The 14,652-nt window shown below is 72.1% G+C and carries 13 protein-coding genes and 2 pseudogenes; 6 read left to right on the top strand and 9 right to left on the bottom strand.

What is annotated here, in order from left to right:
* Positions 1 to 8: 8 nt before the first annotated feature.
* Both uvrB and AB0P41_RS18700 read right to left on the bottom strand, forming a co-directional pair.
* Positions 9 to 2,150: an excinuclease ABC subunit UvrB gene (gene uvrB / locus AB0P41_RS18705; protein ID WP_365932969.1), complete on the bottom strand. Its 2,142-nt coding sequence runs from the start codon at positions 2,148 to 2,150 to the stop codon at positions 9 to 11.
* 39 nt (positions 2,151 to 2,189) lie between these two features.
* Positions 2,190 to 3,059, bottom strand: a complete 870-nt coding sequence (locus tag AB0P41_RS18700; RefSeq protein WP_356712166.1) for an MHYT domain-containing protein — start codon at positions 3,057 to 3,059, stop codon at positions 2,190 to 2,192.
* A gap of 215 nt (positions 3,060 to 3,274) precedes the next feature.
* Here AB0P41_RS18700 and AB0P41_RS18695 point away from each other — a divergent pair, with 215 nt between their 5' ends.
* Positions 3,275 to 4,144: a glycerophosphodiester phosphodiesterase family protein gene (locus tag AB0P41_RS18695; protein WP_365932967.1), complete on the top strand. Its 870-nt coding sequence runs from the start codon at positions 3,275 to 3,277 to the stop codon at positions 4,142 to 4,144.
* Positions 4,145 to 4,192: 48 nt separating this feature from the next.
* Positions 4,193 to 4,738, top strand: coding sequence for a methylated-DNA--[protein]-cysteine S-methyltransferase (locus AB0P41_RS18690; RefSeq protein ID WP_356712170.1), 546 nt, complete (start codon positions 4,193 to 4,195; stop codon positions 4,736 to 4,738).
* Positions 4,739 to 4,754: 16 nt separating this feature from the next.
* Here the strand turns inward: AB0P41_RS18690 and AB0P41_RS18685 are convergent, their stop codons facing one another.
* Entirely contained in the window at positions 4,755 to 5,393 is a 639-nt protein-coding gene (locus tag AB0P41_RS18685) for a uridine kinase (protein ID WP_365932966.1), read from the bottom strand.
* A gap of 100 nt (positions 5,394 to 5,493) precedes the next feature.
* Positions 5,494 to 5,725 (bottom strand): annotated as a pseudogene (gene ureC, locus AB0P41_RS18680) (urease subunit alpha); the annotation flags it as partial.
* 44 nt (positions 5,726 to 5,769) lie between these two features.
* Between ureC and AB0P41_RS18675 the strand changes: the two are divergent.
* Both AB0P41_RS18675 and AB0P41_RS18670 read left to right on the top strand, forming a co-directional pair.
* Positions 5,770 to 5,950: pseudogene (locus AB0P41_RS18675) on the top strand (CrcB family protein); the annotation flags it as partial.
* 63 nt (positions 5,951 to 6,013) lie between these two features.
* The gene (locus tag AB0P41_RS18670) at positions 6,014 to 6,379 is read left to right on the top strand and encodes a nuclear transport factor 2 family protein (protein ID WP_356712173.1); all 366 of its coding nucleotides are present in this window, start codon (positions 6,014 to 6,016) and stop codon (positions 6,377 to 6,379) included.
* A 55-nt stretch (positions 6,380 to 6,434) separates the two neighbouring features.
* Here the strand turns inward: AB0P41_RS18670 and AB0P41_RS18665 are convergent, their stop codons facing one another.
* Both AB0P41_RS18665 and AB0P41_RS18660 read right to left on the bottom strand, forming a co-directional pair.
* Complete coding sequence (locus AB0P41_RS18665; protein ID WP_365932964.1) at positions 6,435 to 6,929, bottom strand: cupin domain-containing protein; 495 nt, start codon at positions 6,927 to 6,929, stop codon at positions 6,435 to 6,437.
* A 79-nt stretch (positions 6,930 to 7,008) separates the two neighbouring features.
* Positions 7,009 to 7,695, bottom strand: a complete 687-nt coding sequence (locus tag AB0P41_RS18660; protein ID WP_365932962.1) for a helix-turn-helix domain-containing protein — start codon at positions 7,693 to 7,695, stop codon at positions 7,009 to 7,011.
* A 70-nt stretch (positions 7,696 to 7,765) separates the two neighbouring features.
* Here AB0P41_RS18660 and AB0P41_RS18655 point away from each other — a divergent pair, with 70 nt between their 5' ends.
* On the top strand, positions 7,766 to 8,977 hold the full coding sequence (locus AB0P41_RS18655; RefSeq protein ID WP_356712179.1) for a pyridoxal phosphate-dependent aminotransferase: 1,212 nt from the start codon (positions 7,766 to 7,768) through the stop codon (positions 8,975 to 8,977).
* Complete coding sequence (locus AB0P41_RS18650) at positions 8,974 to 9,603, top strand: peptidase (RefSeq protein ID WP_365932960.1); 630 nt, start codon at positions 8,974 to 8,976, stop codon at positions 9,601 to 9,603. Before AB0P41_RS18655 ends, AB0P41_RS18650 begins: the two co-directional genes overlap by 4 nt.
* A gap of 150 nt (positions 9,604 to 9,753) precedes the next feature.
* Here the strand turns inward: AB0P41_RS18650 and AB0P41_RS18645 are convergent, their stop codons facing one another.
* The 3 genes from AB0P41_RS18645 to AB0P41_RS18635 all read right to left on the bottom strand — a co-directional run bounded on the left by AB0P41_RS18645 (position 9,754) and on the right by AB0P41_RS18635 (position 14,569).
* Positions 9,754 to 10,275: an HXXEE domain-containing protein gene (locus tag AB0P41_RS18645; RefSeq protein ID WP_365932958.1), complete on the bottom strand. Its 522-nt coding sequence runs from the start codon at positions 10,273 to 10,275 to the stop codon at positions 9,754 to 9,756.
* Positions 10,276 to 10,406: 131 nt separating this feature from the next.
* Positions 10,407 to 11,678 carry an SWIM zinc finger family protein gene (locus AB0P41_RS18640; RefSeq protein WP_365932957.1) on the bottom strand — a complete coding sequence of 424 codons (1,272 nt, stop codon included), beginning with the start codon at positions 11,676 to 11,678 and terminating at the stop codon, positions 10,407 to 10,409.
* Entirely contained in the window at positions 11,675 to 14,569 is a 2,895-nt protein-coding gene (locus AB0P41_RS18635) for a DEAD/DEAH box helicase (RefSeq protein ID WP_365932955.1), read from the bottom strand. Before AB0P41_RS18635 ends, AB0P41_RS18640 begins: the two co-directional genes overlap by 4 nt.
* Positions 14,570 to 14,652 lie beyond the last annotated feature (83 nt).

Below are 14,652 nucleotides of genomic sequence, written 5' to 3'. Positions count from 1 at the left end.
CCACGGGATCAGGCCAGTCCCGCCTCCCTCATCTGACGCAGCTCCTTCTTCAGCTCACCCACCTCGTCACGCAGCCGCGCCGCCACCTCGAACTGCAGGTCGGCGGCGGCCGCTCGCATGCGGTCCGTCATCTCCTCGATGATCCCGGCGAGCTCGGCGGCGGGCCGGTCGGTGACCACCGCGCCGTCCTTCTTCGCCTTGCCCTCCGCCGCAGCGGCCTTGCCGCCCGCGGCCGCCTTTCCGCCCAGCGAGGGCACGGGGGCCTTGGTGTCCTTCGCCTGCCGGTAGCCGGTGCCGAGGAGCTGCTCGGTGTCGACCTCCTCGCGGGCGATGGACGCGACGATGTCGTTGATCTTCTTGCGGAGCGGCTGCGGGTCGACCCCTCGCTCGGTGTTGTAGGCGATCTGCTTCTCGCGGCGGCGGTTGGTCTCGTCGATGGCCTGCGCCATCGCCGGGGTGACCTTGTCGGCGTACATGTGGACCTGCCCCGAGACGTTACGGGCGGCACGGCCGATGGTCTGGATCAGCGAGGTGCCGGAGCGCAGGAAGCCCTGCTTGTCGGCGTCGAGAATGGCCACGAGCGACACCTCGGGCAGGTCGAGGCCCTCACGCAGGAGGTTGATGCCGACCAGGACGTCGTACTCGCCGGAGCGCAGCTCGCGCAGCAGCTCGATCCTGCGCAGCGTGTCGACGTCGCTGTGGAGGTAGCGGACCTGGATGCCGAGCTCCAAAAAGTAGTCCGTGAGGTCCTCGGACATCTTCTTGGTGAGGGTGGTGACCAGGACACGCTCGTCCTTCGCGGTCCGCTCGCGGATCTCGTGGACCAGGTCGTCGATCTGGCCCTCGGTGGGCTTGACGACGACCTCCGGGTCGACGAGCCCGGTCGGCCGGATGATCTGCTCGACGAAGCCGTCGCCCCGGGACATCTCGTACTTCCCGGGTGTGGCGGAGAGGTAGACCGTCTGGTCGATGCGGCCCAGGAACTCCTCCCACTTCAGCGGACGGTTGTCCAGGGCGGAGGGCAGCCGGAAACCGTGGTCGACGAGGGTCCGCTTACGGGAGGCGTCGCCCTCGTACATCGCGCCGATCTGCGGCACGGTGACGTGCGACTCGTCCAGGACGAGGAGGAAGTCCTCGGGGAAGTAGTCGAGGAGAGTGTTGGGAGCGGTGCCGGGAGAGCGGCCGTCGAAGTGCATCGAGTAGTTCTCGACGCCGGAGCAGGTGCCGATCTGGCGGAGCATCTCGATGTCGTACGTGGTGCGCATGCGCAGCCGCTGGGCCTCCAGCATCTTGCCCTGCTTCTCCAGCTCGGCGAGGCGCTGTTCCAGCTCCTGCTCGATGCCGCCGACCGCCTTCTCCATGCGCTCGGGACCCGCCACGTAGTGGCTGGCGGGGAAGACGTGCAGCGAGGCGTCCTCGCTGATGACCTCACCGGTCAGGGGGTGGAGGGTCGAGAGCGCCTCGATCTCGTCGCCGAACATCTCGATGCGGACGGCGAGCTCCTCGTACACCGGGAAGATCTCGATGGTGTCGCCGCGGACGCGGAAGGTGCCGCGGGTGAACGCGAGGTCGTTGCGCGTGTACTGGATCTCGACGAAGCGGCGCAGCAGCTGGTCCCGGTCGATCTCGTCGCCGACCTTGAGCTGGACCATCCGGTCCACGTACTCCTGCGGGGTGCCCAGGCCGTAGATGCAGGAGACGGAAGCGACCACGACGACGTCGCGCCGGGTGAGCAGCGAATTCGTGGCGGAGTGCCGCAGCCGCTCGACCTCCTCGTTGATCGAGGAGTCCTTCTCGATGTAGGTGTCCGACTGCGGGACGTACGCCTCGGGCTGGTAGTAGTCGTAGTACGAGACGAAGTACTCCACGGCGTTGTTCGGGAGAAGCTCGCGGAACTCGTTGGCCAGCTGGGCGGCCAGCGTCTTGTTCGGTGCCATCACCAGGGTGGGGCGCTGGAGCTTCTCGATCATCCAGGCGGTCGTCGCCGACTTGCCCGTGCCGGTCGCGCCGAGCAGGACGACGTCCTTCTCACCCGCGCGGACCCGACGCTCCAGCTCGGCGATGGCCGCCGGCTGGTCGCCACTGGGCTGATAGGGACTGACGACCTCGAAAGGCGCCACCGAACGTTCGATCTTCGAGACTGGCCGCATGCAACCACCGTACGACCCCCCACTGACAACAGCCGGGGATCAGCGGTTCCACGGCTGCCGGGACGCCTTGCGTGCGGCGGCCGCGTAGGGCGGTGTGCGCCGCCGCTGGGCCGGGATCGAGGTCACCGGTCCCCCGCGGCGTGCGGCCGGTCCCGGCGGCCGGCGGGCTTCGGGACCGCCGGAGACCACCAGGGGGTCGATCATCACCACCACTGCGGCGAGCACGAGGAAGCAGCCGGGGCCGATCATCATCGGCAGGAGGAGCGAGGTGGGCGCCTCGCCGGTCGGTGCCGGTACGGCGTCGGGGTGCAGGTGCACCTGGAGCGCGGCCATGCCCGTGTAGTGCATCCCGCTCACGGCCACGCCCATGACCACGCTGGCGCCGAGGCTGGGCAGGAAGCCGTGGATGGAGACGGCGGCCCAGAGCGCGGCCGTCGCGGCGACCACGGCGATGACGACGGAGAGCGCGACGGTGAGGGTGTCGTATTCGAACAGTCCCTCGAAGTTCATCCCGGCCATGCCCAGGTAGTGCATGGAGGCGACCCCGAGGCCGGTGATCGTGCCACCCGTGACCAGCGCCATCCGGGTGGCGCCCCGGTAGCCGACCAGGAAGATGCCGACCCCGACCATCCCGACGCCCACGGCGAGGCTGGCGTAGGTGAGGGGCCTGTCGTAGCTCACCGGCGCTTCCCGGACGGTGAAGCCCAGCATCGCGATGAAGTGCATGGTCCAGATGCCGGACCCGATGGAGGTGGCACCGAGCGCGAGCCAGCCGGCCCTGGCCGCTCCCCGGGCGCGCAGGGACCGCGTGGTGCACCGGAGACCGAGCGCGGCGCCGAGGCATGCCATGAGGAACGCCGTGACGGGCGTCACGAGGCCGTAGGTGAATCCGTCGACTGTGCCCTGCATGCTGGTACGCCCTTCGCGGTGTGCCCGGGTTCGGGGGTGACCCTAAAGGGCAAGGCCCGGCAAGCAAACATAAGAGCGGCATTTTATCCGCCTTCGGGGCCTGCGCGGACTCGGCGTCCGCCCTTCCGTTCACAACATGGCCATCATCCTCCTCCCCTCCGTTGGGCATCTGATGCGAGTCTCTGCCTGACCGCATTCCGACGCGAGGAGTCCACGTGTCCGTACGCACAGCAACCGCTTCCGGTGCCGCCGCCATGCTCGGCGCCTGCGTCCTGCTGCCCGCCACCCAGGCCCAGGCCTCGGGCGCGCAGGACAGCCCGGTCGTCTACGCCCACCGGGGCGCTTCCGCCTACGCCCCGGAGAACACCCTGGCCGCGGTGGACGCGGCCGACGACCTGGGCATCGCGTGGGTGGAGAACGACGTCCAGCTCACCAAGGACGGCGTGCTGGTCGTCGTGCACGACACCACCCTGAACAGGACCACGGACGCCGAGGAGGTCTTCCCCGACCGCGCGCCCTGGGCGGTCAAGGACTTCACCGCGGCCGAGATCGCGAAGCTGGACGCCGGCAGCTGGTTCGGCGCCGGCTTCGCGGGCGCCCGGGTGCCGACGCTCACCCAGTACCTGCACCGCGTCGAGCGCAACCACCAGAAACTGCTCCTGGAGATCAAGAGCCCCGAGATCTACCCGGGGATCGAGAAGGAGACCCTGCGCGTCCTGCGCAAGGCGGGATGGCTCGACCGTGCCCACGTCAAGCACAAGCTGGTCATCCAGAGCTTCGGTGCAGAGAGTGTGAAAACTGTTCATGTTCAGCGTCCGGACGTCGTCACCGGCTTCCTGGGCACCCCAGCGGTGGCCGATCTGCCGTCGTACGCGGCGTTCACCGACCAGATCAATCCGTCGTACACGACGCTCGGCGCCGATTACGTCGCCGCGGTGCAGAAGCTGAAGGGTCCCCACGGCAAGCCTCTGAAGGTCAACACGTGGACCGTGAACAACGCGGCGAAGGCCGCCGAGGTGGCCGGATTCGGCGTGGACGGCATCATCACCAACAACCCCGACATCGTCCGGGACGCCACCCGCTGAGCGGCTGACGGGACGGGACTGTCAGTGGCCGGCCGTACGGTGGGTCGCATGGAGAGCAGCGAGCAGGTCGTGGAGTGGTCCGTCGTGCCGAGCGACATCGGCCCGCTCCTGCTGGCCGCGACCCGCTCCGGACTGGTGACCGTGGTCTTCCACGCCCGTCCGCCGGTCCGGGACAAGGCGCTGGGGCAGCTGCGGACCCGGCTGGGCGCGGAGCCCGTGGAAGCCCCGGACTCCGCGCTGCTGGCCGGGCCGGTGCGTCAGCTCGCCGCGTATTTCGCCGGAGAGCTGCGGGACTTCTCGCTCCCGCTGGACTGGTCGCTGAGCTCCGGCTTCCACCGCGAGGTGCTCACCGAGCTGGCCTCCGGCGTGCCCTACGGGACGGTCGTGGGCTACGGGGACCTGGCGGGCCGGGTCGGCCAGCCGGGCGCCGCCCAGGCAGTGGGGGCGGCCATGGGCTCCAACCCGCTGCCGGTCGTGGTCCCGTGCCACCGGGTGGTGGAGAGCGGCGGAGGGCTGGGCGGGTTCGGCGGCGGCCTGGAGACCAAGCGGCAGCTGCTGGCCCTCGAGGGGATACTCCCGCTGCCGCTCTTCTAGGGTCCGAACGAGAGGCTCAAGGCCTGCCCGTCCAGGCGGGGTGGTGCGGGTCGTCGGCCCGTACGACGACGTCCGCGCGTCCGGCCGGGTCCGCCTCGTCCTCGTACCGCGCGAAGGCTGGCAGGGTCCACCGCTCGCCTTCCTCGGTACGCCGCCGAAGCGCGCCCGCCGACAGGCTCAGATGGACGCAGAGGTCGAAGGGGAACCAGTGCCCGAGGAGAAGCGGACCGTGCAGGATCAGCGCCCCGCCCTCGGGCAGGACCTGGTACGGGCTGCGGGTGGCCCGGTCCGTCGCCGGGTCCCAGAGGTCGGGCAGCACGCATCCGCTGCCGCCCGGTTCCAGCGGACGGAACACCTCCCGCCACAGCGCGCCCGTGTCGAACCAGCTGTCGGCGTACGAGTCGGGGTCCTGCTTCCCGTACTCGTAGCGCAGGCTCGCCGGGCGCAGGAAGCCGCTGGTGGAGACGGTGAGAACCGGGCGTCCGCGCGCCCGCAGCACCTCGGCCAGGCGCTCGGCCTGCTCGCCGGGGCGGGCGGCCGGGGCGCCGTCGACGCCGATCCGGAGCCAGGGCCCGCCGTCGGCCGGTTCGGTGCCGTCGGCGTGCTCGCCAAGGGCTTCGGCCAGCCGTTCCCAGGTGATCGGTTCGAATCGCACCCCTCCATCTTCGCCCCGCGACCGGTCAGAGCCGTGCGCCCCTGGCCCGCAGCAGGTCGGTGATCTTCCGGACGAGTTCCTCGTCGTTATTCGTCACGTGCCGGAGGCGGCTGTCGGCGAGGAGACGCCCTCGGGGATGTCGTGGCTGAGCCGGTGGCAGACCATGACCATGTCCGGCAGCTCGTCCACCGAGTCTCTGGGTACGGCAGCGTCGGGGTGGTCGAGGACGGCCGGACGTTCGGTTCACCCGCCACGCGCATGTTGTCGGGAGCGTGACCGCCGCCCGCGCCCTCGCTGTGGAACGTGTGGGTGGTGAGTCCGTCGATCGGAGCAGCCGGGCGACGTCGAACGGGCCGGGCGTGCACGTGGTGCCGGTGTCCTGCTGGCCACCGGCTTCTGCGGCGCGCTGTCGACCTGGTCGACCTTCTCGTACGAGCTGCTGACCCTGAGTTCGGCCCGGAGGCTGGGGCCGGCCGGGGCCTGTCTGCTGATTCAGCGTCGGGGCGGGGGTCGGGCTCTCCTTCGCCGGCGCGGCGGTGGCGGGCGCGGTCTTCTGACCGCGGGCCGTGCGGCCGGACCTGGGTCACGCCCGTGCGCGGCCCTGTCGCATGATGCCCGGTATGGATCTCGCACACGCCCGTCGGTTCGCGTCCCGGTGGCAGGACGACTGGAACTCCCACGACCTGGACCGCATCCTCGCCCATTACCACGAGGACGTGACCTTCAGTTCACCGATGATCGCCCGGCTGACGGGCTCCCCGGCCGGGACACTGCACGGCAAGGCGGCGCTCCGCGCGTACTGGGCCGCCGGGCTGGAGAAGATCCCCGACCTGGAGTTCGAGGTGATGGACGTGCGGGCGGGCGTCGACGCGCTGGTGATCGACTACCGCAACCAGATCGGCGGCCGGGTGTACGAGGTGCTGACCTTCCGGGACGGACTGGTCGTCTCCGGTTTCGGAGCGTACGGGGAGACGGCGGCCGTCTGAGGGGCGGCGCGGGGTGTGCGGGGCGGCCGCTGCCGGGCGGGCGTCCCCGCCGCCCTCATCCCGCGGCCGGGCAGTCCACCGCGCCGGCGTCGTCGGAGAGTTCACTGCCCTCGGGAAGCAGGTAGGTCACCCACAGCACGACGGGTTCCGCGCCGAGGTTGCGCCCGATGTGCCGGTGGCCGGCTCCGGACGGTTCGATGAACGACGTACCCGCCGGTGTCACCTCGACCGAGCAGTCGTGGAGGGTACGCGTCAGCGTCCCGGACCTGACGACGGCGATCAGCTCTCCGCGATGGGTGTGCCAGCCGGTGGAGCCGCCCGGCGCGACCGTGATCTCCCGGAAGGTCACATCCGTGCGCCCCTCGGGGGCCCGCACCTCGAGCCCGCCCTCGGACGTGCCCTCGGCGACGACCGTGCCGCTCACACCGCTGCCCGGTGTCGCGACCGCCGCCGCAGGAAGAAGGCCGAGCGCCGCGACGCAGACCCCGACGAGCATCACCTTGCGCAGGGTCGTCCGCTTCTTCGCACCGACCGTGCCGTCGAACTCCATGACCGACTCCCTCAGCATCCGGGCGCATCGAACACGCTCACGCTACGTGCAAGTTGGTCCGTCGGCACGGGCGGAGCGGTCAGCCGCCGCCACGGAGCTCGGCGGCGAGCGGGCCCTCGCCCAGGACTTCCGCACGGCCCTCCTTGACGGCCTCGGCCAGGGTGCTCCCACCGCGCCCGATGGCCAGGACGGCCTCCGCGTTCAGTACGAGGCAGGCGTCCGGGGCGTCGGCGGGGCCGTATCCGTACGCCTGGCCTGCCGTCGCGTCCGCACCGGCACGGATGTGGAACTCACCTTCGGCGAGCCTGACTTCGATGACCCCGCCGTGAGTGAGGCCGTCCAGGGCGCGCAGCAGCGGCAGGGCGAACCAGTGGGCCCTGACCGCGTCCGTGGGTTGGCGTTCGCCGAGCGCGGGCGCGCCCCAGCCGGCGAGCGCGGTGAGGACCGGGAGCAGTCCGCGTCCGTGCTCGGTCAGTTCGTAGACGGCGACGGCTGCCGGGGGTGGCAGACGGCGGCGCACGGCCAGGCCGCTCTGCTCCATGTCCTTGAGCCGGGAGGCCAGCACATCCGTGCTCACTCCCGGCAGATCGGCGTGCAGATCCGTGTAGCGGCGGGGCCCGGCCAGCAGTTCACGGACGATCAGCAGGGTCCACCGGTCGCCGACGGAGTCGAGGGCACGGGCGGTGGCGCAGAACTGGTCGTAGCTCCGGCGGCGGGCGGGACGTGCGGGCTGCTGCTGACGTGGCATGCGACGCAGTCTAGACATGTTGTTGGACTTTCCAAGCCCGAGCTTGGTAAAACCAAGTAACGCATATTCAGGGTCGGGGAGGCACCGCATGGAGTTCCGGCAGTCCAGCAAGCTCAACGAGGTCTGCTACGAGATCCGGGGCCCGGTCATCGAGCAGGCCAACGCCCTGGAGGAGGCGGGTCACAGCGTGCTCCGCCTCAACACGGGCAATCCGGCGCTGTTCGGGTTCGAGGCCCCTGAGGAGATCGTCCAGGACATGATCCGGATGCTCCCCCAGGCGCACGGTTACACCGACTCGCGCGGCATCCTGTCCGCGCGCCGGGCCGTCGCGCAGCGCTATCAGGCGATGGGGCTGACCGATGTCGACGTGGACGACATCTTCCTCGGCAACGGGGTCTCCGAGCTGATCTCCATGGCCGTGCAGGGGCTCCTGGAGGACGGCGACGAGATCCTGATCCCGAGCCCCGACTATCCGCTGTGGACCGCCGTCACCACACTCGCGGGCGGCAGGGCCGTGCACTACACCTGCGACGAGGGCGCGGACTGGAACCCTGACCTCGCCGACATGGCCTCGAAGATCACCGACCGCACCCGGGCCATGGTGATCATCAACCCGAACAACCCGACCGGCGCCGTCTACTCCCGCGAAGTCCTCGACGGCATGCTGGACCTGGCGCGCCGGCACGGGCTGATGGTGTTCGCCGACGAGATCTACGACCAGATCCTGTACGACGGTGCCGAGCACCACAGCGTGGCGGTGCTGGCTCCCGACCTGCTCTGCCTCACCTTCAGCGGGCTCTCCAAGACCTACCGTGTGGCGGGGTTCCGCTCCGGCTGGATGGTGGTGTCGGGCCCGCAGCAGCACGCCCGCAGCTATCTGGAGGGGCTGACCATGCTCGCCTCCATGCGGCTCTGCCCCAACGCCCCCGCGCAGTACGCGATCCAGGCCGCGCTCGGCGGCCGGCAGTCGATCCGGGAACTCGTCGCCCCGGGCGGCAGGCTCCACGAGCAGCGTGACCGGGCCTGGGAGCGGCTCAACGAGATCCCCGGGGTGTCGTGCGTGAAGCCGAAGGGCGCGCTGTACGCCTTCCCGCGCATCGACCCGAAGGTCCACCACATCGTCGACGACGAACGGTTCGTCCTGGACCTGCTGCTGCGGGAGAAGATCCAGGTGGTGCAGGGCACCGGCTTCAACTGGCCGCGCCCGGACCACTTCCGCATCCTCACCCTCCCGCACGCCGACGACCTGGACGCCGCGATCAGCCGCATCGGCCGCTTCCTGAACGGATACCGTCAGTGACCTGTGCGACCTGCCGTACGCCCGTGCACACCCAGTTCGCCTCACCCGGCCTGGTGGAGGCGATCGTGGAAGGCGGGCTCGATCCGGCCGGGGACCCCCGCTGGGCGGACTCGGGCGCCGCGTCGGCCTCCGAGTACGCGCGCTGGGCAGGCCATCTGTGCGGTATGGCCTGTCTGCGCATGGCACTCGGCACCGGTGCGCCGCCCCTGTTCGCCCTGCGGGACGGGGCGTTGCAGTACGACGCGTACACGGAGGACGCCGACGGGGTGATCAAGGGGCTGGTCTACGCCCCCTTCGCCCGGTACGTGTCCGAGGTCCACGGCCTCGACGCGGTCGTCCACCGGCACCTCTCCCCCACCGGCGTCCTGGAGCTGCTGGACGAGGGCCGGAGGGTGATGGCCTCCGTGCACTACGGGATCCGGCACCCGGAGCGGCCGGTTCCCGGGCGCGGCGGCCATCTGGTGCTGGTGACCGCCCGGACGGCGGACGGGTCCGGTGTCCACTTCCACAACCCGTCGGGGACCACGGCCGCGACCCGCGCGGCCGGCCTTCCTCTGCCCGTCTTCGAGCGCTTCTTCGCGGGTCGTGGGGTCTCCCTCCCCGGCGCTGAGCCGACAGGCGCGTGAACGCTCACCACGGCCTGCGCCCAGGAGTCGGTGGCCCGGGTCGACGAACGCACCGCCGGCGACTTCCGAGGGCCGTACGCCGACTTCGCGTGCCACGCCGACTTCGATGGCCGTACTCCGACTTCTGATGGCCGGACGCCCCTCCCCCGCTCAGCGCCTGCTCAGCAGACGGGCGAGGCCCTGCACCCCGCCGGCGACGACCGGGAACAGGGCCAGGCCCACGGCGGCCGAACGTCCTCCCCCGACGGGCGCACCGGCCGCCGCGAGCCGTCGCACGGCCCAGACGGAGTACGGGATGACGACCAGCGGGGCGGTGACGACACCCGGGGTGTAGCCGCGGTAAGCGGCGGACTGCGCGAGGTGGACCGCTCCGTGCAGCCCGAACCCGAACAGGACGGTCCCGAAGAAGCGGCTGCGGCCTCCCGTGCGCGCACCGGCTGCCGAAGCCGCCGCGACCACCCCGCCCATGAGGCCGATGGCGGTGTTCACCTCGCGCTGCGAGAGGTCCATCCGCCGCCACACCGTGTCCGGCACCCGGGGGAAACGCTCCTGGAGACGGGGCCGGGCCGTCGCGGCCCACCGGGCCATGGTGACCAGTTCCTCCGCGTCGTGGACCGCCCAAGCGGCGAACAGCCCCCACGTCACTGCGCCCGATACCGGTTTACCGGCCATGTCCGCCCCCTGTCGGTCGTTGACGCGACGATGCGTCGACGCGTCACCCACCGACCCTAGTCCGGGCGGACCCCGTCCTCCCCGTGTTCACCACCGTTCCGCCGCCGGATGCGGAGGCGGCTGCCGTGGCCTCAGCCCCGCAGGGCCGTGAGGGCGGCGACCGGGTCGGGGTCCGGCGTGGCGCGGGGCCACCAGTCGTCCTCGCCCGGCTCGGACTCGTAGCCGTACCAGCGGCTGTCGTGGCCGAAGCGGAGCTGGAGGGTGCCGCCGGCGTTGGTCAGGTGGTTGCGCCAGGGCTGGAAGCGCGGGTGATCAGCCGCGGCGAGGGCGGGCCGCGCCCGGTCGAACGGGCCGGCCGGCGGGTCCCACGGGGTTTCCAGCACCTCCAGCCCCTCCGCGCCGCCCTGCCGCCACGCGGCGACGGCCCGGGCCAGGTCGGTCGTGCTGCGGCCGGTGGCGAAGGCCAGCTCGCGATAGAGGGCGCGGGTCGTGGCGGTGAGCCCGGCGGTGGGGCGGGAGGCGGCGATCCGGACGGCGTCCTGCCAGGTGCTGAGCCCGGCGAGCGGGTCCTGACCGGTGGTGAGCATCGCATGGGCGCGGGCCGCCGCGTCCGAGGCGAGGTGGTCGAGGCCGAGCGGGTCACGCGCGCCGGGCAGCTCCGGGTAGGACGGTGGCTCCCCCGGATGGAGCGGCACGGGCAGGGGTACGGGCAGCGGTGGCAGGAAGCGGTCGGCGAGGGCTTCATGGGCCGCGACCGAGGGTATGGCCGGGGCCTCGGGGCGTTCACGCGCGGAGTGCTCGGCGTTGCGCCGGCCCAGCTCTTCGAGAAGCTCGCGCTCGCCCCGGCCGCGCATCAGCAGGAGGACGAACGGGTCGCTGTCCAGCAGCCGTGCCGTCTGGAAGCAGAGCGCGGCCACGTGCTTGCAGGGCCAGCCCCGGTCGGGGCAGGAGCAGTCCGGGTCCAGATCGCCGGCGGTCGGCAGCAGCCGGATTCCGGTCTCGCCCGCCGTGTCGACCAGGGAGTGCGGCATCTCCTTGTCCAGGAGCGCGGACAGATGCCCGGGCCTTGCCGCGACGGCGTCCAGGAAGGTGTCCCAGTCGGACGCCGAGAACGTACGCAGGCGCAGCTCCGCGCGGTAGGGGCGGGGGCGGCTGCCGTGGACGTACGCGATGACCCGGCCCGGGGTGACGGTGACCGCGGCGACATGACCTCCGTCGGCGTACGTACGGCCGCGGGCGAGACGGCCCTCGTCCATCGACAGGGACTGCAGGGCGTCCACCCAGGCGCGGCCCCACCAGCTCTCCGCGAAGGGCCCTTCGGAGGCGCGGGCGGGCACCGCTTCGAAGGTGCGCCGCAGATCGTCGGGGCCCGGGCGGGCCGCGGGGCTCCCACCGGGGCTCATGACGTCCTCCGGAGCGAGACCAGGTCGGCCAGGTCACGGTCGCTGAGCTCGGTCAGGGCTGCCTCGCCGGAACCGAGCACCGCGTCTGCCAGGGCCCGCTTGGACAGGAGCAGCTCGCTGATCCGGTCCTCGACGGTGCCCTCGGCGATCAGCCGGTGCACCTGCACGGGCTGGGTCTGGCCGATGCGGTACGCACGGTCGGTGGCCTGCTCCTCGACCGCCGGGTTCCACCACCGGTCGTAGTGGATGACGTGGGCGGCGCGGGTGAGGTTGAGTCCGGTGCCCGCCGCCTTGAGGGAGAGCAGGAAGACGGGGACCTCGCCGGACTGGAAACCGTCCACCATCCGCTCCCGCTCGGGCACCGGCGTGCCGCCGTGCAGCAGCTGGGAGGGGATGGCGCGGGAGGCGAGGTGGGCGGCGAGGAGCCTGGCCATCGACACGTACTGGGTGAAGATCAGGACGGAGCCGTCCTCGGAGAGGATGGTGTCGAGGAGCTCGTCGAGCAGGGCGAGCTTGCCCGAGCGCCCTGTGAGCCGGGTCGGCTCCTCCTTCAGATACTGCGCGGGGTGGTTGCAGATCTGCTTGAGCGAGCCCAGGAGCTTCATGATCAGGCCGCGGCGGGCGATGCCCTCCGACTGCTCGATGAGCGCCATCGTCTCGCGGACGGCCGCCTCGTAGAGCGTGGCCTGTTCCCGGGTGAGGAAGACCGGGTGGTCGGTCTCGGTCTTGGGCGGAAGCTCGGGCGCGATGCCCGGGTCGGACTTCTTGCGGCGCAGCAGGAAGGGCCGGACCAGCCGGGAGAGCCGCTCGACGGCCTCCTCGTTGCCCAGGCCGGCGGCGGTACCGGTGTTCTCGACGATCCTGGCGTGCCGGGAGCGGAAGGCCTTGAGCGGGCCGAGCAGCCCCGGGGTGGTCCAGTCGAGCAGCGCCCAAAGCTCGGAGAGGTTGTTCTCGACGGGGGTGCCGGTCAGGGCGACGCGGGCCGGGGCGGGAATGGTGCGCAGTGCCCTGGCGGTCGAGGAGTGCGGGTTCTTCACGTGCTGCGCCTCGTCGGCGACGACCAGCCCCCAGGTGTGCGCGGCGAGCTGCTCCGCGCTGGAACGCATCGTGCCGTAGGTCGTGAGGACGAAGCCGCCGTCGGAGCTGCCTAGGGTGCGGTCGGTGCCGTGGAAGCGGCGCACGGGGACGCCGGGTGCGAAGCGGTTGATCTCGCGGTGCCAGTTGCCGAGGAGGGAGGCGGGGCAGACCACCAGGGTGGGGGCGGCGTGCGCGCGGTGCAGATGGAGCGCGATGACGGTGATCGTCTTGCCGAGGCCCATGTCGTCGGCGAGGCAGCCGCCCAGGCCGAGCGAGGTCATGCGGTCCAGCCAGGCCAGGCCGCGGAGTTGGTAGTCGCGCAGGGTCGCGTCGAGACCGGGCGGCGCCGGGAGGGTGGCGTCCTCGTCCAGGATGCGCGTGCGGAGCGCGGCGAGGGCACCGGCCGGCACGGCCTCGACCTGTTCGCCGTCGACCTCGGCGCTGCCCGTGAGGGCGACGGCGAGCGCGTCCACCGGGTCCAGGAGTCCGAGCTCCCGCTTACGTGCCTTGCGGACGAGCGCGGGGTCCACGACGACCCACTGGTCGCGCAGCCGCACCACCGGCCGGTGCGCCTCGGCCAGGGTGTCCATCTCGGCCTCGGTGAGCCGGTCGTCGCCCAGGGAGAGCTGCCAGTTGAACGCGAAGAGCTGCTCGGCGTCGAAGAAGGAGGTGCCGTCGGTGGCGGACCCCGGCGCGGGGCGCACGACGGCCGCCGCTGTGAGCGAGCGGGCGAGCTCCCGGGGCCAGTGGAGCGCCACCCCTGCCGCCGCGAGCCGTGCCCCGGCCGCCCCGATCAGCTCGTAGAGCTCGTCCTCGCTGACGGCGAGGACATCGGGGACGGGCTGGTCCAGCAGCCTCTCCAGCGGTGGCCAGACGCGGGCGGCGCGGCGCAGCGCGAGCACGGCGTCGATCCGGGCCCGCGGTCCGAAGGGCTCGCCCGCCCCGCCGCTCCACAGCGTGGCCGCGTCGGTGACGTACGTCGGATCGGCCAGGCTGTGCACCTGGGTGATGGCGGCGGCGGCATGACGCGTGGCGGCCGGGGTGCGGGACGTCTCCTCGTCCCCGGTGTCCTCCCCGGAGGAGTCGAAGAGGTCGTACGAGGAGAGGTCGAGGCGGAGCGAGACGCGCACCCCCGCGTCGAGGCCGGCGGCCACCTCGACGGCCCAGGCGCGGGCGTCCGGCAGGTGCTGTCCTCCCGGGGCGGCGAACGGCGCTCCCATCGCGTGGGCTGCGGCGGGCGTCCGGGGCAGGGTGTCGGCGACGGCGTCGAGGAAGGCGCCGAGCAGTGCACGGGGTTCGGGAACGCGCAGGGGCGAGCCGTCCAGCGGAACGGCGTGCCCTTCGGGCGGCATCGAGGCGGCGACGGCCCTGAGATGGGCGATGTCCTCGGCGTCGCGCGGGCCGGCCCGCCAGGCGTCGTGGTCGTCGGCGGTCAGTCCGGGCAGGAGCCTGCCGCGCGCCACGAGGGTGAGGGCGTGCAGGGCCGCCGCTCCCCACGCGCGGGTGGCGGGGTGGGCCGCGGCGCGGTGCCTGGCGCGCGCGAGCAGGGGCACCGCGTCCCCGACGGGCAGCTCGACGGCGGGCACGGTGCGGGTCCGGGCTCCGTCCGTGCCGTGCCTGACGACGACCGTGAGCTCGGTGGCGGTGCACGTGGGCCCGGCGGCGGACGGCACCGCGCCGGGACCCGGGAGGCCGACGGCTCCGTCCGGGTCCCAGAAGGCGATCCGGCCCTCCCGGGGCAGCGCCGAAGGCAGGAAGACGGCTGCGCACCGCAGCAGCCGGTCGGCCGTGACGTCCTGCGCCTGCCGCGTCATGCCCACCGCCCCCTCCCTGCCCGGGTCCGCTTCTCCTGTCCTGGCGAGTCTAGGCGGGAGGTGTGACAGTGCCCGCCCGGGCC

Origin of the sequence: Streptomyces sp. NPDC079167 (genome assembly GCF_040686735.1) — a bacterium.
Lineage (GTDB): Bacteria > Actinomycetota > Actinomycetes > Streptomycetales > Streptomycetaceae > Streptomyces.
This window is presented reverse-complemented; position numbering and strand designations above follow the sequence as displayed.

Bases quoted from the DNA above. Each gene is read 5' to 3' on its own strand.
- uvrB (WP_365932969.1), bottom strand. From the start codon at position 2,150: ATGCGGCCAGTCTCGAAGATCGAACGTTCGGTGGCGCCTTTCGAGGTC.
- AB0P41_RS18700 (WP_356712166.1), bottom strand. From the start codon at position 3,059: ATGCAGGGCACAGTCGACGGATTCACCTACGGCCTCGTGACGCCCGTC.
- AB0P41_RS18690 (WP_356712170.1), top strand. From the start codon at position 4,193: ATGGAGAGCAGCGAGCAGGTCGTGGAGTGGTCCGTCGTGCCGAGCGAC.
- AB0P41_RS18670 (WP_356712173.1), top strand. From the start codon at position 6,014: ATGGATCTCGCACACGCCCGTCGGTTCGCGTCCCGGTGGCAGGACGAC.
- AB0P41_RS18665 (WP_365932964.1), bottom strand. From the start codon at position 6,929: ATGGAGTTCGACGGCACGGTCGGTGCGAAGAAGCGGACGACCCTGCGC.
- AB0P41_RS18660 (WP_365932962.1), bottom strand. From the start codon at position 7,695: ATGTCTAGACTGCGTCGCATGCCACGTCAGCAGCAGCCCGCACGTCCC.
- AB0P41_RS18655 (WP_356712179.1), top strand. From the start codon at position 7,766: ATGGAGTTCCGGCAGTCCAGCAAGCTCAACGAGGTCTGCTACGAGATC.
- AB0P41_RS18645 (WP_365932958.1), bottom strand. From the start codon at position 10,275: ATGGCCGGTAAACCGGTATCGGGCGCAGTGACGTGGGGGCTGTTCGCC.
- AB0P41_RS18640 (WP_365932957.1), bottom strand. From the start codon at position 11,678: ATGAGCCCCGGTGGGAGCCCCGCGGCCCGCCCGGGCCCCGACGATCTG.
- AB0P41_RS18635 (WP_365932955.1), bottom strand. From the start codon at position 14,569: ATGACGCGGCAGGCGCAGGACGTCACGGCCGACCGGCTGCTGCGGTGC.